Annotated in this window: 13 protein-coding genes; 2 read left to right on the top strand and 11 right to left on the bottom strand. The window is 35.5% G+C overall.

Annotation, left to right across the window (positions count from 1 at the left end; all coding sequences use genetic code 11):
• Positions 1–132 precede the first annotated feature (132 nt).
• The 3 genes from ACY0M5_RS06260 to ACY0M5_RS06250 all read right to left on the bottom strand — a co-directional run bounded on the left by ACY0M5_RS06260 (position 133) and on the right by ACY0M5_RS06250 (position 14,725).
• Positions 133–12,375, bottom strand: coding sequence for an Ig-like domain-containing protein (locus ACY0M5_RS06260; RefSeq protein WP_461631156.1), 12,243 nt, complete (start codon positions 12,373–12,375; stop codon positions 133–135).
• A 367-nt stretch (positions 12,376–12,742) separates the two neighbouring features.
• Positions 12,743–14,128, bottom strand: coding sequence for an aminopeptidase P family protein (locus ACY0M5_RS06255; RefSeq protein ID WP_461631155.1), 1,386 nt, complete (start codon positions 14,126–14,128; stop codon positions 12,743–12,745).
• A 141-nt stretch (positions 14,129–14,269) separates the two neighbouring features.
• The gene (locus ACY0M5_RS06250) at positions 14,270–14,725 is read right to left on the bottom strand and encodes an Lrp/AsnC ligand binding domain-containing protein (protein WP_101311276.1); all 456 of its coding nucleotides are present in this window, start codon (positions 14,723–14,725) and stop codon (positions 14,270–14,272) included.
• Positions 14,726–15,100: 375 nt separating this feature from the next.
• Here ACY0M5_RS06250 and ACY0M5_RS06245 point away from each other — a divergent pair, with 375 nt between their 5' ends.
• Positions 15,101–16,573 carry a cobyric acid synthase gene (locus tag ACY0M5_RS06245; RefSeq protein ID WP_461631154.1) on the top strand — a complete coding sequence of 491 codons (1,473 nt, stop codon included), beginning with the start codon at positions 15,101–15,103 and terminating at the stop codon, positions 16,571–16,573.
• Between the two features lie 6 nt (positions 16,574–16,579).
• Positions 16,580–17,128, top strand: a complete 549-nt coding sequence (locus ACY0M5_RS06240) for an AAA family ATPase (protein WP_461631153.1) — start codon at positions 16,580–16,582, stop codon at positions 17,126–17,128.
• Here ACY0M5_RS06240 and ACY0M5_RS06235 read toward each other — a convergent pair.
• The 8 genes from ACY0M5_RS06235 to ACY0M5_RS06200 form a co-directional block, all read right to left on the bottom strand.
• Complete coding sequence (locus ACY0M5_RS06235) at positions 17,094–17,768, bottom strand: adenosylcobinamide amidohydrolase (protein WP_461631152.1); 675 nt, start codon at positions 17,766–17,768, stop codon at positions 17,094–17,096. The genes ACY0M5_RS06240 and ACY0M5_RS06235 overlap by 35 nt on opposite strands.
• Before the next feature lie 4 nt (positions 17,769–17,772).
• Complete coding sequence (locus ACY0M5_RS06230) at positions 17,773–18,717, bottom strand: tRNA-dihydrouridine synthase (RefSeq protein ID WP_461631151.1); 945 nt, start codon at positions 18,715–18,717, stop codon at positions 17,773–17,775.
• A gap of 101 nt (positions 18,718–18,818) precedes the next feature.
• Positions 18,819–19,445, bottom strand: coding sequence for a hypothetical protein (locus tag ACY0M5_RS06225; RefSeq protein WP_101311281.1), 627 nt, complete (start codon positions 19,443–19,445; stop codon positions 18,819–18,821).
• A 710-nt stretch (positions 19,446–20,155) separates the two neighbouring features.
• On the bottom strand, positions 20,156–20,680 hold the full coding sequence (locus ACY0M5_RS06220; protein ID WP_124993178.1) for a TlpA disulfide reductase family protein: 525 nt from the start codon (positions 20,678–20,680) through the stop codon (positions 20,156–20,158).
• 72 nt (positions 20,681–20,752) lie between these two features.
• Complete coding sequence (locus tag ACY0M5_RS06215) at positions 20,753–22,063, bottom strand: sigma-54-dependent transcriptional regulator (protein WP_156196041.1); 1,311 nt, start codon at positions 22,061–22,063, stop codon at positions 20,753–20,755.
• Positions 22,064–22,325: 262 nt separating this feature from the next.
• On the bottom strand, positions 22,326–22,643 hold the full coding sequence (locus tag ACY0M5_RS06210; protein WP_461631150.1) for a hypothetical protein: 318 nt from the start codon (positions 22,641–22,643) through the stop codon (positions 22,326–22,328).
• Positions 22,644–22,958: 315 nt separating this feature from the next.
• The gene (locus ACY0M5_RS06205; RefSeq protein WP_461631149.1) at positions 22,959–23,474 is read right to left on the bottom strand and encodes a hypothetical protein; all 516 of its coding nucleotides are present in this window, start codon (positions 23,472–23,474) and stop codon (positions 22,959–22,961) included.
• A gap of 4 nt (positions 23,475–23,478) precedes the next feature.
• Positions 23,479–23,901 carry a DoxX family protein gene (locus ACY0M5_RS06200; RefSeq protein WP_461631148.1) on the bottom strand — a complete coding sequence of 141 codons (423 nt, stop codon included), beginning with the start codon at positions 23,899–23,901 and terminating at the stop codon, positions 23,479–23,481.
• Positions 23,902–24,075: the final 174 nt, after the last annotated feature.

Below are 24,075 nucleotides of genomic sequence, written 5' to 3'. Positions count from 1 at the left end.
TTATTTTATTTACCCATTACAAAAACAAATTTCCAATTCCTTAAATCGTCATTAGTAATGAATGTTATTTCACGCAGTTTGAGTTTCTGCTAACAGAAACTCAAACACACGTAAAATAAAACTTTCTTCAAATTATCTTATCAACATAAAGGTTCCTTTATTGGTGAGTTCCCCATTTACAAATACAACCCAGACATATGCTCCGGCCGGACAAAGTTTCCCTTTGTATTGTCCATTCCATCCGCCTTTATACCCTTGCTCGTTAGTCTTATACAGCAATTCACCCCAACGATCGTAAACATACATCTCAAACTCTTCAATAATTGAGAATCTTTCATCGGCATTTCCTCCCATATTCTCATTATCGCCAACAAAGAATCTATCATTCGTTCCATCATCGGCTAAAGGTAGAAATGCATTTGACGACTCTATTCCAACAGGTTTCACTTCAACATAGGCAGAATCAATAGCCACACAACCTAAATTATCTTCAACCTTAAGCTTATAGGTTCCAGTCTCTGACACTTCAAATCTTTGGAAAATACTACCATCCTGCCATTCAAAAAAGTAAGGTGCGTAATCCGAAGGAAGATTTGGACCAAAGGTCACTGTTTGTCCTTCAAAAATCAAAGTATCTTTCAATCCTAAGTTTGGTTTTGGATTAATCACGAACAATTGCTCATCACCACAACCATAATCGTTGGAAACTTCCAATTTATATTCTCCTGGCTTGTCAATCGTTCTTACCGGTGAACTATCATCATCATTCCAAACAGGATTTTCCATCCCTGTAATGTCAATCTCATATTTATCACCTTCACAACCAAATTTATCCTCAGGTAAAGTTGGATCAGCAAGCATGGTAACAGTTACTTCCCCTTCTGCATCGCAACCATATAAATCGGTTACACTAATAGCATAAGTATGAGTTCCCTCAGGAGCATCAATAATTCTAGGACTTCTTATATCCGAATGATCCAAATGATCTGGATTTGTCCAACTAATTACATCTTGATCTCCAACGATATCAGTTTGCAAAACCAACTGATTACATTGACTAACTGTTGTATCATTAATAGTTGTTACAACAGGAAGAGGAGCTACTGAAAGGTTTAATAAATCAATTCCTTCACAACCATGCTCGTCCTTAACCATTGCCAATAATACCTGTGATTTTCCAGGTGTAAATGTAGGATTCATCGAATTCGGATTATCTAAATTATCCGGTAAAAGCCTATTGTTATCCTGTATTTTAAACCACTGGATATTATCTTCGTCTGTTTTAGCACTAAGCGGTGTCGGAATACAACTACCTACAGTAATATCATCTGTAATATCAACTACAGGTAAAACATCTACCGTTAAATTAGCAACTGGTGTCACATTCGAACATCCGTATCCATCAGTATAAGAATAGTGTACTGCATAGGTTCCGGCACCACGTTCCGAAGGATTAAATTCTGTTTGCGAGATTCCATTAATCCAGTAAATTCCACCTTCAGGGAAACCTCCGGTTAACACAAATTCTTTTTCACAAACTCCTTTAGAGCCTAAGCTTGTTAAGTTCACGTTTGGAAGTGCATTTAATACAACTGCAGAATCAACTCGAGATTGACAACCTGTTGCCCAATCCATAATCGAAACTGAAAGACTGCCCGGAGAAAGTTCCTCCCATGTAACTCTTGTTTTGGCTCCTTCTTCGGGGCCGGCAAATATACCACCGTTAACATTCCAACTGTAAACATCAGCATTTACCTGATTGAGCACATAAGTTACACGATCCTCTTTAGCACAAAGTACCATTCGACCATAAATCGCAGTATTTGGAAGAGCATGAACAACTAATTCTGTTGGTTTCGTTGATCGGTAATCTGTACAATCATCAGATAAAATGCAAGTATAATAACCACTATGGGAAACCTGAGCCGAAACAATCGATAATGATGATGTATTTGCTCCGCTAATAACTCCTGGAACATCAACCACATCAACTCCATCAACTTTCCACTGGTAATTTACATTATTCCCTACCGCATCTGCTGTAAACAATACATCTTCACCAGTACAAACTTTCATATCAACCTGATCTGACAGAACCTGCAATTGCGGTGTTACATTCAATGCCGCAACCGGACTAAATTCTTCTCCACAAGTAGAATATACTCTGCAATTGTAGTCTCCGGCATCCGAAAGCTGAATATTTGTAAGGCTTAAGGTTTCACTTGTTTTTCCGGGAAGATCAATACCATCTTTCCTCCACTGATATTTTAGCTGTTCTCCGGTATATTCAACTGTAAATTCGACCAATGGCTCATTTTCACAAACATCTTTTCCAACTGTTGAAGAGACATATACCGGCAACTGAATAACTTCCAAATTCGCATTGGAAGAAACATCACCACACATACTCGTAACCTGAATTTCGTAATTGCCTTCGTTACTTAAAGCAAGAGCATCGTAATGAAGTATTTTCTGATCAGATACGTTAACTCCATCCATTGTCCACTCAAATGTCATGCTCGATGTTCCATCAATATCAGGAACCCAATCCAAAACACTTCCTTCGCAAAGAGTCGTATCACTTAAGGAAGTATTTAAAACTGTTTGAGAATAAACCCGTACTGTTGTTGTCTCAGTTATTACAGAAATTCCTTCGCCTTCAATCTCACATTTATAAACTGCAGCATCTGCCAAACCAAGAGCTGCAAAGTATAAATTCAGACTTGTTTCAGAAGGAATCAGAATATCATTTTTAAACCACTTAACTGATGAGATTTGACCTGTTGCAGATATTGACAAACTTAAAGGATCTCCAACACACTTTTCCTCTAAAGTATTCAACCCGGAAACAATAGTGACAGGTTCCTTTACAGTTAATTTACCTGACGCCAATCTTTGACCACAAGCTCCAATAATTTTACAAGTATAATAACCGGCATCAGCCATCGTAATATTAGTAAGAGTTACAGAAGGCCCTGTTTCTGTCAAAGGTACTTTCGTTCCATCGGTTAATTCATGAGTCCACTCAAAAACTAAATCAATACCAGTTACGTCTACTGTCATTGTATAGCTTTCACCTACATATTTAGGAACATTTTTAAGTGTTGTATGAAGTAATGTGTTTGGTTTAACAGTTAACGTTGTTGATTGAGAATCGTCACCACAACCTGTTGTGCTGGTAATCTTACATTCAACATTATATGTTTCAGATGCATTCAAATCGGAGGTTATAACATCCACAGCATCAATAACCAATTCCGAAGAATTCACTGATTGATCCACGCCGTCAACCAACCACTGGTAATTCAAACTTGTTCCTGTTGCATTTGCTCTAAACACAACGTCGTTTCCTGCACAAACAGTTTGCGGTGCAATTGGATCAAGAGTTAGAATTGGATTAATTACCTGATTGCCCAAAGAAGCATCCGAACCACACATATTGCTGACTGTAACTAAATAATTTCCAGCTTCTGATAATTCTGCCGTTCCTAAATCCAAATAATCAACTGTAGTAGTCACTAATGAATTATCATTTAGTGTCCAAACGGGATCATTATAAGTTCCGCTTACCACAATTGGTCCCAGAACTAAAGGATTTCCCTCGCAAACTTCAGCGATTGCATCTATACCTGTTGTAATTTCAGGTATTGCCAATATATTCACTTTAATTGTGTAAACGATAGGGCCACCACAATTTCCAGAAACAGTACAAACATAAGTACCAGCATCTGTTGCATCAACAGCAGATTTTAAATAGGTTGCATTTGCTGCAAAGCCTGCACCATCCTTCGTCCACACATATGTTGTAACATCACCAGTAACTTTAGTCTCCAATTTTAATTCTGCACCAATACACAAGGTTGTTTCTGCATTCCATGTATTACCTGCTGAAATTGGTTCATAAACACTTACATAACCAGGAACTGTTTTAGTAGTACATCCGTCTGAAACTCCAACTTTGTACTGACCCGTCTGCGCTTTATCTGTCGCAGTCAAGCTGAAGCTTGGATCTGTACCTATCAGCACATTATCCTTATACCAACTATAGCTTGCAGTCTTAGCTGCATCTATTGTTGTAATACCAACAGATAACACTTCGGTATCTCCAATACAAACCTGAGTAGAATTACCCCAAGCTGCAATTTCAAGTTCGTCATAATGATCAACTACAAAATTATTTGTTTTATCAGGACAAACACCGCCATTACCAGCAGTTACCTGATAATTTCCATTATCTGAAGCCGCAATACTTACTGTTGATGTGGTTGAAACTTCAGCAGCACCTTTCATCCAGGAAAATGAGATTGGCTCTGTTCCCGAAAGATTAGCCAAACTGATTTGTTTCTCAACGCCAAAACATAAATTTTCATCAGCAATAGGATCAAAATTAACCGGTTCAACAACATTTAACGAAGCAACACCAGATGTTTCATCAGCACTCACACCATCTCGAACAATACATCGGAAAGTCCAATTATTCATTGCAAGAGTTGTTGCAGCTATTTCCAATTTGGAACCGTTCGCAATTGGAGAAACTGATAATTCAGGAAATCCGGTTACTGTATTGAATGTAGTACCATTTGTACTGTACTCCCAATTGTAAATCAATCCAGAAGATTTTCCTGTAATTTCAAAATCTACAGCTCCACCCAAACAGGCTTCCATATTCTGTGGTTGTCCGGATATTTTAACAACAGAAGTAATTGTTAATGTTGCCAGATTACTTGTTGCATTTGCAGAACATTTTGTATTTCCAACAACACAACGGTATTGATTTCCATTAAAAGTTGTCTGATCTGCTCCGGTAATACTAAGAGTTGCACTTGTAACTCCGGCATATTTCCCTCCATTCGAAAGATTACTCCATCCTGAACCAGTATCTTCTTGCCATTGATAAATGTAATCAGGTTCCCCTGCAGCTTTTACTGTAAATGTTGCATTTCCACCATCAGGAATTGTACTGTTCAAAGGATCATCAACAATCGAAACTTCTTCGTAAACTGTTAAGGTTGCAACTGCAGATGTTACAGAATTACATGAATTAGTAACCACACAATAATAAGAATCCCCATTTACTGGAGAAGTCTCAGTATAACTATTACTTGTTGCCCCACTAATTGCTCCGGAAGAATTGTACCACTGATAAGTAATCGGCATTTCACCTTCACCTGTTACACTATACACTGGATCAGCATCATTAGCACACATTATTTTATCAGTAGGATCGCTAACTGTTACCTTTTCCTTTATATCTATTATATAATCAATAGTAACATCTCCACAAGCAAGATCATTATAAACATCACATTTATATGTTTTCTCATTAGCTAATGAAACATTACCCAAATCGTAACTTGCACTTGTTGACAGAACAGTTCCTGGAGTTGTACTTTCGTACCACTTGTACTGAATATTACTACCAGAACTTGTCACTGCAGACAGAACCAGAGATTCTCCTTCACATTCTTGAAGATTATTAACAAGAGGGGTAGTAACATTTATTGTTTCATAAACTTCCAACTGCACCTCATTAGTATCATCACTTGCTATACCAACACTCAATACACATTTGAATCTCCATGTATTCATGCTTGTATTTGCGTTTGGAACTGTTAATGTATAAATCTGTCCAATATTTGTTACAAACATTCCAAGAACTCCATCTGCATTGACATACCCAGCGCCTAAACCATCATCATATTGCCATGCAAAATTGTCAACTGCAGCAGTCCCTTCAACAGAAAAACTAGCTGATTGGGTTTCACAAACCTTTTGATCAATTGGTTGATCTTTTATTTTAATCACATTACTCAATGTCAAAACTGCTCCTAAACTGGTAGCAACTCCTGAACAAGAGGAACTGGTTACAATACATCTGTATATGTTTCCATCAAATCCATTTGCCATTAAAACTCCTGTCAGTTTTAATTGGGAAGATGTAGTTCCTAAATATTCATCACCATCAGATAAATTAGCGAATCCAGAACCTGCATCCTCTTGCCATTGGTAAGAATAAGTAGGTTCTCCTGATGCTACCACCTTGAAACTTGCATTACCACCATCTGCAACAGTAACACTAACCGGATTAGTTGTGCTAACCTCTGATAAAACAGTTAGACTTGCACTATTCGATTTTGCAGTTGAGCAATAATCACCTGATACAACGGCATAATAACTCTGTCCGTTAACAGGACTAGTTACTGTTAGAACATTACTTGTTGCTCCAACAACAAGAATATCATTTTTATCATACCATTCGTAATTTACAGTTCCTTCTGCAGTTCCTGTTACTGTAAAAGTAGGATCCACATCATTCGCACACATAGTAACATCAGCAGGATTTGTAACTGTTGGAAGTGCTTTTACATTTACAACAAAACTTCTCGTTATTAAAGAACAACCTAAGTCATTATAAATTTCACATATATAAGTCCCTGCCTTAGCTGATGAAATGGTCCCCATATTATAGGAAGCACTTGTCGATAATATTGTTGACTCGGCTCCTACTTTATACCATTTGTAATTAATTGCATCACCTGTAGCACTAACCGACAAAGAAAGTGGCTGACCAACGCAAGGATTATAAGTTGCATCAGCTGTTGCAACAGCAATATCTTCTAAAACAGTTACAATTACCTCATTTGAATATTGATCGGTACTAACGCCATCGCTAACCAAACACTTAAACTTCCAATTGTTGATATCCAAATCATCCGCAGGAATTGTTAATGTCGATACCTGTCCAACTTTGGATATCGTTATTCCATCTTTTCCATATGCTGTTTCGTATGCACCTGCTCCTTTTTTGTAGTACCAGGTGTAAGTTAATCCTGCTGTTGCACCTTCAACACTAATGCTGGCATTGGTATTAAAACAAACAGTTGTGTTTGTTGGTTGAACAGCAATCTTTGTAACCTCTGTAACCGTTAGTGTTGCAGGATTGCTGGTTGCTGATGAAGCACAAACCGCTCCAGAACTAATAACCTCACATCGATATTGGTTTCCATTAAAAGTTGCTTTATCAGCACCGGTTATTTGCAATTTGGCCGAGTTAACACCTGAATATTTTCCTCCGTTTGTAAGGAGATTCCATCCAGACCCCGAATTCTCATACCACTTGTAGGTATAAGATGGTTCACCCGAAGCCACAACGCTGAAACTAGCATTTGCACCATCTGAAATTGTTAAATCAGAAGGATCAGTAACAGATACATTCTTTATTATAGTAAGTGTTGCTTTTGCTGAAGCAGCAGCATTACAAGTACTACCCGAAACGACACAATAATAACTTTGTCCGTTTACTGGTGTAGTTACTGTTAATGAATTACTGGTTGCTCCAGCTACTGCAGCATTATTTTTATCATACCACTGATAAGTTACTGGCGCTTCTCCAGTTCCAACAACAGAAAATACAGGATTTGCATCCGTTTCACACATTGTTACACTTAACGGATTTGTTACCGTAGCATGTTTATTAACCTGAACATCAAATGTGAGCGTCTGATTTCCACAATTTAAATCATTACTTAATTCACATTTATATTGTCCTGCCTGTGTGAATAAAATATTTCCTAAATCTAAATTAGATTTATCAGATAAGGTAGTGGCTGGATCCGATGATTTATACCATTTGTACACGATATTGTCACCTGTAGCCGTTACAAATAAATTGGTGGCAACATTTTCACAAACTACTGTATTGGTAGGTGATTGATTCGATACCACAATTGTATTTCTAATATCAAGATTGATTGAAACCTGCGCATCACCACAATAATCGGACTCCACTTTTGCAATGTAATCACCATCATCCGAAGGACTTGTGGCTGGATTAATAACAAAATCAGCAGGATCAGCATTACCATCAGTGATTACAGCTCCATCTTTCCACCACACAATCCCTTTATGTTCTCCTGATGCCGAAATCTCTAAAGTAACTAATCCTGAACACTCTGCCAGAGTATTGTCTAAAGTACTTATTACTGGCTTAGCATGTACAACTACACGATAAGTCTTTATCGGAGTTTCACACTTTCCAACAACAGTTGCGGTATATATAAATGAGCCAACAATATTATGAGCATCCAATTGAATAGAAGTTCCTGTTCCTATATTCGTACCGGCAAAGTTTTTCCAAACAATTGAATAATCAGCAGGATTACCATTAATCTCAGTAGTAAGTAAACTAAGCAATGGTTTTTCACCCTCACAAATATTAATTATTTTATCAGAAGGATCAACAAGGGAAACATGTGTATTAACTTTCAATTCTCTTTGAATAACCGCATCTCCACAGCTCAAAGTAACATTACAATAATAAACTCCCGCATCCGCCAAACTAACATTTGTTAAACTCAAAGTTTCTGTTGTTCCAACTATTGGGCCTGAATCCTTATCCCCAAATCTCCATTCGAAAATAGGAGATCCTAAATAAGTTATTGTCGTTGAAAAATTATCGCCGACACAAACAGTCGATGTTCCTGATGCCGGAGAAGTAACAGCTTCTTTCGTTAAATTGGCAGTTGCTGTTTTCGTATTTCCACACTGATCGGTAACAACAACTTTGTAGTTTCCAAAGTCAGCATCCTGAACATTCGACAATTCCAATTTATCAGAATCTGTTCCAATTGGATTTCCTAAATTGTCCGTCCAAACATAATGAAGAACAGTGGCGGTAGGTATTGTAGATACTTTAGCTTCAAAGGTTACATTCTCACCAATACAAGTTCCAACATCAGCAACTGAAAGAGTACCAAAATCAGAAAACATATTTAATGTACGCTTAAAAGAAACCGGAGCATCACAAGAACTACTAGCAAAAAATTCCCAGATTCCCTGATGGCTTGCATCAACCGTAAAGGTATATGGATTAGTTATGGTTTTAATTGTTCCATCGGGCTCTTTTACCTGATAGATATATACAGCTCCATTATTATCAACATTGAAGGATGCAGTTACATTTGCTGCACTACAAAATGGCCCTGTTTTATCCAAACTAAAACCATTTACTTTAATTTTAGGGGTTACAATTAAATCTGCGGCCGAAAATCCAGAATTACATCGATTTGTAACATCTACTCTATAATTTCCTGCATCAGCATTCTTAACACTTGATAAATTAAGAGAAGATAAATTATTCAATAAATCAACCCCGTCTTTGTTCCAACTATAGGTATAAAAATCACCTGGATATTTCATATCCACACTAAATGAATGATTATTCCCTTCACAGACCGTTGCATCCTGCAGTAGTTTATCAAACTCTACCAATGGATAAATATCCAAATCAAATACAGCCATCCCCAAACTATTTGGACACTCGACTGTTTCTCCGGCAATTGTATAAACACTGGTTACTTTAACTTTAAATGTAACATCTCTATCTAACATTGAAGCTGTATAATTCAATACATTTCCTGTTTCTGATAGAGTTTGAGATCCTCTTTTCCAATCATAAGTTAAAACACCATCACCTGTTGCCAGAGCAGTTAAAACAATATCTTGCCCCACACACAAATCATCATTTGAAGTTATACTATTTAATACTGGTGTTGATAACACATTAATAACAACCTGATCTGCTGCAACCCCACAACCATTCTCAACCTCGCAACGAACTGTATAGGTTCCGGTTGGGTAATTAAATGTATACGGATTTTCCAATGATACAGGAGAAGTTCCTCCATCAACATACCATTTTACATCACCAGCATCTCCAGTTACCAACGCATTTAATATCGTACTTGATCCCGAACAAAAATTAGTTTTGTCTGTATCAATACTTACTGTTGCTTCCTCATCAACTAATACATTTAATGTAACATCCACTGTAGCTCCTGAGGTTCCACAGTCCTGATATTCCGGTTTAAATCCAATAGTACATATATACTCCCCCTCTTGTGATTTCTGAGGATTAGCAAAAACTAATTCAGGGAACTTAACTCCACTATATACATCACCATCAACTAAATCAACACTGTCTTTCGACCATGAATAATCGTACCAGCTAACATCTCCATTTGAAACATCCAATGAATTCTGTACATCTTTACAAAAATGAACAATATCGCCATCACTTCCATAACTAAAATTTGGAACAACCTTCGCGATGAATTTTGCAGTATCCTGAACTGCCTGAACGAATGATATACTATCCAAAGCAAAAAAAGCATCCTGAGTATCAAGATTATGATTAAGTATCTTAATTGTTGCCTTCCTTGCTGTTCCCGGTTTCCAAAGAGCTGAAACTGATTGCCACTCTGTAGATTTATCTATTTTAAAATCTTCAATAATTGTCTCATCGTTAACAAGCACTTTAAGCGACTGATTATAAGTCGAATTCTCTTTTGCCAAACGCCCGTGCAACTTAAAAATATAACTGAAATTTTCTTCTACAGGCAATTCATTCACCTGATAAACCACCTCTCCTTGCCTATCAGAATATCCTAAGAACATTCTTCCTCCGTCCATTGCTCCAAAGTCAGCTAAAACAGGATTTTCTGCTACAGGGGTGGATGCCAGTGCGAAATTCCCAGGGTCAACAAGATTACTGGTAACTATATCGTAATCAGACTCAAACCCATTAAAACCATCTGAAAAATCACCATTAAATAAAATATCCAAACTTGGATCTCGGTAATATCCCAAAACAGAATAGATCGTTTCTACATCCGGAGCTGGCACAACCAGCGGTCCATTTTCAATAATTGGATCCCCTGTAAAATCATTTACATACCATTCATAAAAGTCAGGGAATGGTTCTACAAGAGCAACACTTATATTCTCATCATAACTTTCACAAACCAGACTTATTTCTTTATCTATATTTAACACAGGATGAATTGGAGATACTGCCTTTGTAAAGCCAGAATAATATCCTGCAGCACCAAGAGTATTTGAACTCGCTGTCCAGGCAACATTTATAGCTTTACTCCCTGTAAAACGACAATCACCGCTTATATTAGGTACTTTATAATATACCCATTCGGTTGTTCCAGGCACATCCTGAGGATTGCTTAAAGATGTTCCATTACGTTGTACATCTACATTTTTTTGCGACAAAACCGTAACCGTTGGATTTATAAGACCTCCGGCACCGGTAGTAATGTAATTAGCTTGAGGAATCACAACCTCCTTAATTCCCAATCCTGTAAGAGGAGGAATAAAATTAAGCCCAATATTTGTCCAGTCTTGATTTGTACCACACATGGTTTGGTAAACATATACATCTTTACCTTTTGTATCAATGTAAAGTGTTGGTAGTGCTTTAGGATTAACAATGTCATCCAAAATGATAAAATCACCAGCATTAGCCAGTGTACCTTTATTGTTTCCATTTACCATTACTTCAGTATTTGGCTGGGTTGCCACAACAATAGTTCTTTCCTGTCCAGCATAATAAGCAGTAGGATCTGGCTCAGCCTTTCCTTCTCCTTTCATTACTATGTATGTGTCTCGCACCTGATCCACCGGAACAATCTGGTCGAAACCAATATCCTGAGATGGCTTCGCCCCTGCTGTCCATGAACCACAATTCACAACAATTTTTTGAGTTGATGTAATATGAGTCCCGTTCATTCCATTGCGAACTTGTATCGATTCGTTCTTAAATTGATTAGCATGCAAATTTACCCCAATAACATAACTCTGCCCTTTGCTTAGTGTTCCTGTTATAACATCAGAAGGATCTATTGATTCTAAAACTACATTTGCACCATCGTATTTTGTAATGTACTTACATTTAATTCCAGAAAAATTAACGGTTGTCTGCCCATCTTCAACAGCCATCACTGAAATAAAGTGGCTTCGAATAGGATAACCTCCACTATACGAAGGATCTGAATAATTAATTGTGTGGCTATACAAATGCCCGGAATAAAAATCTTTCCCTTTGGCATAAGCTCCTTTTGCCGAAAGAGAACCTCCATGCGTTAATGCTCCATATTCCCCACCATTACTAAAGCCATGCCTTATATTTGCAAAGAAAGGACCATCATACGAGTAAATTCTTAACCCCTGCCCATTTAAAGGTTTGTTTAATTCCTTTGGACCTATAATTCCATACGAATAACTACACCCATCAGGATAAGTACTCGAATTATGCGAACTATACGTATCTCCTCCCGGAGTTTTAAAAACATAAGTTTTGCTTTGATTACGATTAATTGTAAACGGACCTGCTACTGTATTACCTTGTCCATCTTCAATAAAAACCTTAAGGTCTTTTTCTGAATTGGTTGACAAGAAAAGTTCTTGTTTTCCCACCTGAGCAGAACAATAAAACGGCGGCACATAATGCTCATAGTCATACTGAGCCATTCCACTGAATGGAAAAATAAACAATAAACCAACAAAGACTAACTTAAATACTTTCATTAATAGGGTAGAAATTTTACCATTCTTCATGTCATTAAGATTCAAAGTTAAAACGAAATTAATTTGCAATGAAAGACACTCTACATTGAAAAAGCAACATAAATTAATCAATCAAAACAACTCACAAAATCAGCCAAATGGATAGTTTAAACAGATTTAAACAACACAATTCAGTAAATCAATTTATCATTTCCTTGTGGGGCTAAAAAAGTTCCGCAAAGTATCTGTTTAAACTGATAAAAGATGGTTTTTGTTACATGATTATTATAAAAAAGTAAGTTTAAGTAAAATTAAACGAATTAACGATAATAATAAAAGGCAGCATTCTCCAGAAATGCTGCCTTTAAAATATTCTTACTACGTGTATTTAACGCATTATATTCTCTACTTCCTCTATACTAATTGGAATCCTCTTTCCAATCAAACGATTTCCTTGTTCAGTTACCAACACATCATCTTCCAAGCGAATACCTCCAAAATTACGATATTCATAAACTTTATCGTAATTGATATAGTCCAAATGCAATCCTTCCTGCTTCCATTTGTCCATTAACGCCGGAATAAAATAAATCCCCGGCTCATTAGTGATTACAAAACCTGGCTTTAGCTCTTTTCCAAGACGCAAATAAGCAGTTCCAAACTGATCAATCCGTTGTACCTTTTCATCGTATCCAACCAAATTCTCACCGAAATTTTCCATGTCGTGCACATCCAAGCCCATCATATGCCCAAGCCCATGCGGCATAAATAAGGCATGAGCTCCAGCTTTCACAGCCTCTTCAACATCACCTTTCATTAAACCAACCTCTTTTAAGCCCTTGGCAAGTACTTTACAAACCTCCAGATGAATACTCTGATAAGTAACCCATGGACGAATCAACTCATTCCCTTTGTTGATTCCAGCCAGCACAATCTCATATATTTCTTTCTGCTTTTGACTAAACTTTCCTCCCACAGGAATTGTTCGGGTATTATCAGAAGCATAATGAGAATCGGTTTCAGCACCACTATCCACAAGCAATAAATCTCCCGCTTTAAGCAGATTACCATGCTCGTGATTGTGTAAGGTTTCTCCTCTTCTTGAAACAATAGCTGGAAATGAGAGCAGTCCTCCCGCTCTTAATGCTATGGCTTCACATTCTCCGGCAATTTCTCTTTCATAAACTCCATCTTTGGCCATTTTCATTGCTGTGGTATGAATCTCATAACCAATTGCAGCCGCACGCTCCAATTCCTTAATCTCGTACTCATCTTTTATTTCTCGAAGCGAAATAACAGCTTTAACAAATTCTTCAGATGCATTCTCCTTAATTGCATTTAATGGTGTGCCAATCATTTCATGAATCAAGATTTTATTTTCGGCACGGTAGACAGGTAAGAAATGAATTTTTCGACCTCCTTTTATTGCTTCAGCAACAAAAGATTTCAAATCATTAAACGGAGCTGTGTTTTCAACACCAAAACGTGCAGCTTGATCTGCAACACTTGGCTGTGGTCCCATCCAAATTATATCATCAATATCAACATCGTTACCAAAAATGTAATCTTTATTATTATCGATATCAAAAACACCGGCAAAACCAGGATGATCGATACCAAAAAAGTACAAAAATGTACTATCCTGACGATAATGATAAACATTATCGGCGTAATTCATTGGCGCTTCAGGATTACCTAATACCAATGCAATTCCGTCTTTCATTATTTCACGTAATTGGTTACGTCTTTTAATATATACTTCTTTTGGAAACATATTGCTTTGTATTTATAAGTGTTTTGTAAAATGAATTCGAAAGATACAAAAAAGAGAGTTATTTGGTAAACGATAACAACTATTTATAGATACAAAAAAAGGCTTCCGATAATGAAAGCCTCCTAATTCAATAAATTATTATTACAGTTTAATTTCCCGGTCAACTGTTTGATCCAGAGAAATAAATGTTTCCGTTTTTGATATCCCGGGAATATTCTGTAGTGTATTAATTAAAATATCCATTAAATGTTGATTATCCCTGCAAAGCATCTTTACCAAAAATGTAAAGTTACCAGTGGTAAAATGACATTCTACAATTTCAGGAATAGCATCAATTTTCTCAACAACCATTTTATATTGATGCGCATGATCAAGAGAAATACCAACAAAGGCACACACCTCATACCCTAAAGCTCGTGGTTTAACAATAAATCTAGATCCATCAATAATCCCTGCATCTTCCAGTTTTTTAACTCTTTGATGAATTGCTGCACCAGAAATTCCACACTCTCTGGCTATTTCCAAAAATGGAATCCTTGCATTTTTAATCAAGTAAGATAGAATCTTCTGATCTACAGCATCAATTTGAACTTTCATTAGTAGTTATGATTTAGATTTAAATAGTTAGTCAATGGTTCCAAAAAATTTAAATATTCTACATAAGCCACATTGTCATGTAGCTAGTTTAATATTATAAAGAGACCACTTGTTACAATTCATTACAATATTAGCAAAATTATTACTAATTCATAAGCAAATAAAATCTAAAACTACAAATCAACAATATTTAGAACCAATTCACTCAGGCCTCAACCTTACATTTTATTTTAGTCAAACTTCACTAAATTTCCCAAATTTACTGTTTTACAACAAAAACAACTCGATAAAAAAAGACTAATTTTGGAAGCCAGTTGAAATTGCTCTTTTTAAATATCAACTATCTTCTTTAGTTGAATTAAAAATAAACACTTTATGATTAAATTAAGACCATTAATGTTTGTCGGAACAGGATCGGATGTTGGAAAAAGCATTATCAACACAGGGTTTTGCAGGATTCTTAAGCAAGATGGCTATCAACCGGCTCCATTCAAGGCTCAAAATATGTCACTAAACTCTTTCGCAACACCGGAAGGATTTGAAATTGGCCGAGCGCAGGCTGTTCAAGCTGAAGCCTGCGGATTAGCTTGTCATACCGATATGAATCCTGTCTTATTAAAGCCTACAAATGATAAAAGTTCACAAGTTGTTTTGAATGGAAAACCTATTGGTACTCAAACTGCGGTCGAATATTTTATGGGAAATAATAAGCATGCTTTATTTGAAGAAGCAAAATCTGCATTTCATCGATTGAACCAAAAATACAATCCCGTAGTATTGGAAGGAGCGGGCAGCATATCCGAACTAAATTTAAAAACCCGTGACATCACCAACATGCGAATGGCTGTTGAAGCCAATGCGGTTACCTATTTAATAGCTGATATAGATAAAGGTGGTGTTTTCGCGAGTGTTTATGGAAGTATTCAGTTACTTGATAAAAACGAGCGAAAGCAAATCAAGGGAATTATTATCAATAAATTTAGAGGAGACATAAAACTATTCGAAGACGGGAAAAAGATTATTGAAGATCTTACCGGCAAACCTGTTATCGGAATCCTTCCTTATTTTAAAGATATCCATATTGAGGAAGAAGATTCTGTTAGTCTCGGAAAAAAATCAAAAACATCCAGTAAAGAAAAAATTAACTGTGCTGTTGTTATTTTACCACGCATGGCCAACTTTACTGATTTTGACGTTCTGGAACATGATCCAAGAGTTCATCTTTTCTATACAAACAATCCTTTAGAAATAGAAACTGCCGACATCATAATCCTGCCAGGAAGCAAAAATACCATTTCTGATCTTCAGGAACTAAAACAAAACGGTGTTGCCTTGTCTATTGTTAAAGCACACAAAAATGGGAAAAAAGTAATTGGTATTTGTGGTGGCTATCAAATGATGGGTGAAAAGATTAGCGATCCACTTCAAATTGAAGGCAACATTGAAAACATTGCAGGTCTTGGGATTCTGCCAATAGAAACAACGATCACTAATGAAAAACTCACAGAACAATGCGCTTTCAAATTCAGGGATTCAAATCAAGACTGCTTTGGATATGAGATTCATATGGGAGAAACTATTGCTGTCCAGAATAACATACCACTATGCATTTTATCCAATGGAAAAACTGATGGCTATTTTCTAAACCAGAACTGTTGGGGAAGTTATATTCATGGTATTCTGGACAACAAAATTGTGATTCAACATCTGTTATCCGGATTCAATCTGGAACAAGAAAGTGATTTTAATTATCAGGAATTTAAAGAAAACCAATACGACAAACTGGCTGATTTAATAAGAGAAAACATCGATATGGATCTATTTTACGCTCATTTAAAAGAAGATTAACTGAACATGAACAAGTACCATAATCGATACATAATTACTGGTGGTCCGGGATCAGGAAAATCGACCCTGTTAAATAAATTATCAGAACAAGGCTATCTGTGTTTTGAAGAAATATCAAGGATTGTTATTCAGGAACAACATCAAATTAGCGGAGACAAAGTTCCCTGGCAGAATCTATCCGAATTTGCTGAAATTTGTTATGAGCGCATGAGTTATCAACTTACTGAATGCAAAGCCGAAGGAAAGTGTTTTTTTGATCGTGGGTTACCTGACATTATTGCCTACGTAAGACGAGGAGGCTTGACTGTTCCATTAAAATATTTTAAGAAATCCGACCAATACAACAAAACTGTATTTCTTGCCCCTCCTTGGAAAGAAATTTTTATTAACGATGCAGAAAGACCTGAATCATTTGAAGAAGCAAAGGAAATATCTGTTTTCTTAAAAAACACCTATGAAGAATTGGGTTTTACTGTTATTGAACTTCCTAAATATTCAGCAACAGAAAGAGCTCAATTTATTACCAATTATTTAGCCACCGATAATGATTTATAAATGGCTTCATAAGTTGTTTTGCCAACATTTCCCCAAACAAAACATGTTTGCCGCAATACTGAACTACAGGACCTGTTCCACATGCAATTGCCGTGGAATCAGTTCCTGTTCCCGTTGCCAATAATCCACTAACCGGGCTCAGAACTTTCAAATCCTGCAGACAAGCTGCTTTGGCTTCCGCCACCATCATAATGCATTCAACCATACCTGCATCAGAAAGATTAGCATTAGTAGTAACCAGAATATTAATAGTTCCTATTTTTTGACACTCCTCATTCACGAATTGATAATCGGCCTCATCTCCTGCCCTGCGGGCATTTGACACTCCGGATGTAACAAAAACCTCTATCCAAACCCCCTGCTTTTCAACTCGAATTCTTCGGAATGAACTCATTAAGGCCGCAGTCATCATTCCAACACAATTCCCTTCCCAATTTTGGGAGTCAGCTATTCCTTTAAGTGTAATATCCGGAGATTCAAAATCAGTTCTTTCTCCTTTAAAATTAGCATCAACCTTTGTATTCAAAAAATGGTCAACAATTTGGCAACCTCCTTTTAAAATTGCAGAACTTACCATCCTAACCGGATTCTGAAACTCAACATGAAGGAATTGATCCGTTAATTCGATTGAAAATTTCATTCTTCTACTCCTTTACATTTTGTTGGAATGCAAACGAAACAGCCTCGTGATATTTTTTTAAGCCTCCCGATTTCTTGATTCCTTTGTAAACTTTTCTCTCATTCTCAAAATGACTGGAGAAATACTCCCAAAACGGCTTCATTTTTTGTAAGATTTGCGTATCCCCACTTAAAAATGAAGTATAAGTAGAAAAAATTTCATCGTACATTTTACGCAATGCTTTTTTACGAATATCTGCAGATGGAATTTCTATTCCCTTTATTTTTGCCGGCAACCAATAATCTTTCAGAACTCCTCTTCCTATCATTACATGATTTAGATTTGGCAATTGAGCATTCAAGTTCTCAAAGTCATCAAGTGTCTCAATATCACCATTAAAACCAATTGTTTTATTAAAACCCTCCTGTATTTGCTGAAAATAATCCCGATCGGCACTTCCCTTATACATTTGCTTGCCAATGCGAGGATGAACGATAATTTCATCAATATTAAAGTTTTTCATCACATCCAAGACCGAAAGTATCTCCGATTTATCTTCCAAACCCAACCGCATTTTAATCGACAGGTCAATTTTCCCGGAATATCCACATTCCAGAATATCCTTTATCTTTTCAGGATATGGCAACAAGCCAGATCCTTTCTTTTTCCCGGTAACCATAGGAAAAGGACAACCTAAATTCCAATTCATTTTTTCATAGCCTAAATCTGAAAGATACGTCTCAAAAAATTGAAACTCCTCAACAGATCCACTTAAAAACTGAGGCACCAATCGATTATTTCTCTCCAAAAAAGGTTCTATTTCTCTTTTGTGCGAGGTTCTTATTTCTCCTGAATTTTGAAGAACAAGAAAAGGGGTATAGAATTCATCTACGCCCCCAATGCATTTTTCATATGCTTGTCGGAACACCCAATCAGTATATCCCTGAAGAGGTGCTAATGAAATTTTCATGTGATTATAATTTCTTGTTTGTCGCTCCCAAATATTTTTGGAAGCAATCGCCTGAATAAATAGTCCAAAATACAGGAGAACTTATTCCTGCAAATATCATTTTATCGTCCAAAACTTAAAACACCCAGTAATTGTTTACGCTGACGATAATAATTAATTCCATCCTCGGTACCAATGCTTTTTACAAATTGATCAATCATTGTATCGTAGATTGTACCAAACTTAAATCTCTCCGGAGGATATAGTTCAGGATTATGCATGTCTTCAAGTCTCGCCAGATACATCCGTCCAACAATCTCGCTGCTAAGATCATCGCGATACATGCCTTGAGCTATTCCTTTTTCAACATTTATTTTAATTTTATCAAAAATAAATTCCATCCGCTCATCCATATGCTTTTTATACACTTCCGGGAAATGACTCTCAAATTCCATTGTAACGGATGGTGTTAAATTTTCGAAACGATCATTCATCTCCTGACTTACGATAAATAATATATCAATCGCATTCTGACCTTCAAAATTGTATTGAGTAAAAATGGACTCAAACGATTTTCGTTCGTATTCAAGAATTTTTTCTACCAACTCCTCTACTGAATCAACAAATTTGGATACATCAGATGGCGACACCCCAAAATCTTTAACTTTATCAAAAGAAAAGCCGCTTAAACCATTTTTGAACAAATAAGCCCTTACCTTCTCTATAATATGAATAAAATCCTTGTCCATAAACTATTACTGCTAAATAATTAAACTAAATCAAAATCTTTTTGATCCCCTTAAGATAGGCATAAAATTAGGCATTTTTCAATTGTGAAAGTAAAACAAATGAATATTTTAGTGATTTAAATATCTGTAACTAAAAATTAAGAAAAAGAGAAAATATATTCACAAAGGCAATCGGGGACAAATTAGCTATCCAAGAGGAATTAGGGTTTTAAAAGATTTTATTACGAAGAACTAAACAGGGCTGAATGGAGTAATTAATGATAAACCTATTGATGAATTTAATCCATCTTAACATATCAGACTTTCTGATTTATTTTTTATACTAACTAAGACCTGAAATGAATCACAATAATGCAAATGCAAAAAAAATTAGAGTTCCTCTCCCAAAAAAAGAAATAACTATTCATTAATAAATGGCGATTCATTTATCAAAATCATTGGTTCATAAAAAAGGATGTGTTTTAACAATAAAAATTAACATCATACATTATCTTTGTTGGTGAAGAAAGTCTGTTAAACACTTAGGTGATTGATTGTACTAATTCATAAGTAAATTTAAGTAGTAGTTTAGGGCGGCTAGTCACCGCCCTTTTTCTTTTTAGATGCATTTCATTTAAGCAAAAGAAAATCCATTTTGCTCCTTACATGGAAGTATAAACGCTAAAAAAATGCAATTAATTTCACCTGTTGCATTTTCCTTAAAAAACAAATTATTTTTTTAATTCATTTTCGATCACCACTTTCATCCCTTCAAACTCTTCCTGATTAAACAATCTGGTGAGATAAATAATTTTGCCTTCTTTATTAACAATTACATTACGAGTCACACCACTTTCCTTGTGTGCATACTTAGTAAATATTACTGCCCCTTCATCCAATGCAACCGGATAAGTTATTCCTGTTGCGGCTATTAATTTTTCAGCCTTTTCTTGTGGCTCGTCCAAATCTAAAGCATACAAGGCAAAATCCTTCTCTTTATGCTTCTGCCAAATCTCCTTCTCGATAAACGGCATTTCTTTGCGACAAACTCCACACCAACTAGCCGTAAACTGCAACATCACAACTTTTCCTTTTAAGTCAGACAACTTTAATTTACTTCCATCGGTCAAATTCATTTCAAAATCAGGTGCCATATCTCCTACTTTCACTATATACCCTCTGGAATCCTGAACTTGCGCCATTCCTGAAAAAACCAATCCCATAATAAAACCAATTGTTATAATTACCTTATTCATTTCTATTCTCAGATTAAAAAAAATATCAATAAACAAATAAAGATAAAATTCAGATAAGCTTTACCATCTACTTCATAATTTATAGATCTTAATTTTTCTGTAAAGGGTTTTTCTATCCATATTTAACAAGCGTGCAGCCTTACTTTTATTATAATCCGAAATATTTAAAACTCTTTTAATCCTCTCACCTTCGGATTCAAATAAAGGATTTAGATACTCCTGAGTATTTTCATAAAAAGAAGACGGCAACTCATTTAAAGTAATTAACTCCCTTTTTGTAAGAAGTGTTGCACGCTGAACGGTATTTTTCATTTCTCTTAAATTACCTGGCCAAGCATAATTAGTAAAAACATATTCTACACTTTTATCAAAACCAACTACCGATTTCCCAAGGTTGTTATTGGCCATATTCAAAAAAAATTCTGCAAAATGCATAATATCGGATTTTCTTTCTCTTAAAGGAGGAACATTAATCTGAAACTCATTTAAGCGATGATATAAATCCTCCCGAAAAGCACCAATCTGCTTCGACTCATTTAAATCCTCATTTGTTGCAGCCAGAATCCTAACATCAACCGATACCTCTCTATTACTGCCTACATGCTTTACTTTTCTTTCTTGTAAAGCACGCAATAATTGAACTTGCGTAGAATGATTAAGGTTTCCTACCTCATCCAAAAACAGAACACCTCCATCTGCAGCCTCAAAATGTCCGATTTTATCAGTAACAGCACCTGTAAAAGCACCTTTTTCATGTCCAAAAAATTCACTCAAAGCCAGCGTCTTTGAAATAGATCCACAATCGACGGCAACAAATGGTTTTTGAGACCTATCACTTTTTTCATGAATCATTTTCGCTACAATTTCCTTTCCGGTACCACTCTCACCTACAATTAATACTGACATCAGAGTTGGTGCAATTAAATCAATATGTTTTAGTAATTGCTTCGATAATTTTCCTTTGCCCTGATAATAATCCTGAATACCTGATGATACTTGCGATTTCGATTTTACAACGGGATTTTGATGTAAAAGAGCCTTATTAACAATATCCAAAACTTCATCGGGTCCAAATGGTTTCGATATAAAATCATAAGCTCCCAATTTAATCGATTTTATTGCAGATGAGATATCTGCATAACTTGTCATCATAACCACTACAGTCTTTGGAGTTATTTTCTTCACAAAACTTATGATTTCCATACCACACACCTCCGGCATTCTCAAATCAGTAAGTACGATATCATAAAATTTCGACTGAATCTTTTTTTTTGCCTCAACCGATGAAAAACTAGTAGTAACAAAAAACTCTTTTCTCTCAAAAAATTTTTTCAGCATCAAACAAAGTGTTGCATCATCATCCACAATAAGAATACTATTCATATCATTATAATTGTATATTTTTGCCATATAGCCTGTCCCGAAATTTTTTCGGGAGAACTTGCCATACTGAAATAATTTCCCTGCGTATCAAAATATCCTTGTCATAGACGTTTCACAATACTGATCAATTTTGTTTTGTAAAATGTAACTCCTCTGATATTTAAAAGACAACAAGATTACCTCTATCGAAATATTGAAATACAACTTCGATAGAGGTATAAGCATTAAAAATTTGGGTAAATTGCTTAAATGGATCTATTCCTTAAACCGCCAGATCTTCCTGTTTTACAAATTCTCCTTTCGCATTGAAATAAACAGCAATATTTCCCTCTGGTTTTGATAAGATAATCTTGTACGATCCATCATTTCCAATAAATGATTTAAGAATTGCATAATCCGAATATGATTCCGTAATTGCTGTCTGAACCATTTTAGGAAGTTCTTCAGCTTTTAATTCCTCATATTTAACATCTTCCTGCACAAAACTTGTCCCTGAAACTAAATTTGCTGCCGAAACTGATGTTGGAATACTTACACTAAACATTAATGCTACTGCTGATACAATCAAAACTCTTTTCATAACTAATCAATTTTTATATAAATATTAAAATATAATAACATGATCTATTATGAAATTTCTATGCCACAAATGACATACAGCGACAAGCGACACCGCAAAACACTCTATTTGTGAAAATTACAAATCTTAAATAAATACAAGCATTAATAAACACTTCATCATAAAATTGTAGACTACACAATTATGTGGGGATAAATTCCACTTTTTATTTACTATAAAATAAATTTACAGCACGTTATTTATTCTTTAGATATAAATTAAAGGGAATTATAAAGAATTGGAGCAAAGGGTGTATTATAAAGAACATCTATTCGATTACTTATTTCTTTTAATAATCAAGTTTAGAAAATAATCTTTAGCTTGTAGCTTTTTCTCTTTCAAGTAAAGAACTACAGCTTTCGATAGTAATTTATCATCAATCAGAAATTTTTTCAGAAGATAAGCAGAACCAGTATACGGCAAGGCTGAAATAAATATATCATTGCGCTTTACTCTGTCTTTTAAGTTGCTTGCAATGTAAATTAACTTGACTAAAAAATTAACAAGCAGAAATAAAACCGGCGGAGTAAGAACTTTATAATCGACAACTCCATGAAAAATGGCATAAGCAATAATTCCAGGAAAAAGCACTGCATCAATTATTCCTGCAATAAAACTCCAAACAACTAAAACAGAACTAACGTATAACACTCCAGACAAATTATCATTCACGATAATCTTTACCAGATATTCTTTTTCGTAAACAGTAAAATATTCCTGACGCTCCACATACTTACAAAAACTACTACGGGAACAAGCACATTTCTCCTGATATGAAAGCTTTTCCACCATTAACCTAATCTTCTTTAGAGAAATAGTCCTTATACATCTCCGGCAAATTAGCCCTATACATTAATATACAGCTAAAGAGTAATTCAACAACCGCCATTGCAAATAACTGACCTCCATCAGAACTACCATCATATTCAACAACAATACCTACCGAAGTAAATAAATGAATCCCAATTGCCCCAATCATCAATCCTGAGGTTATTACAGCTGCTGCTTTCCATAAATTAGGTAAAAAAAACAAAATGCCCGTAATCAATTCAATTGCTCCAATACCAAACCGTCCCCAAGGTTCCATCCCAATTGCAGAAAAGATATGAACAGCCTCCGGATGACCTGTAAATTTAAAATGTAATGTTTGAATCAATATAATAGCTGTTACTATTCTTAGCAACATTTCAACAGTTCGATATTTTCGTTTTGGCTTCATAATAATTTTTACTTTTTTTTTAAAACTACAAAAATTGCAAGACGTATTCTAAGTTTCTTATTAAAATGCAAGATAGCTTGAATCCCAATCATAAATTGTAAGCTGAATCACATTAAAAAGACAGAAACAATATATGTTATGCATTACAATTATTTAAACTTTGTTTCCTACTTT

Source organism: Labilibaculum euxinicum (genome assembly GCF_963678175.1).
Lineage (GTDB): Bacteria > Bacteroidota > Bacteroidia > Bacteroidales > Marinifilaceae > Labilibaculum > Labilibaculum euxinus.
This window is presented reverse-complemented; position numbering and strand designations above follow the sequence as displayed.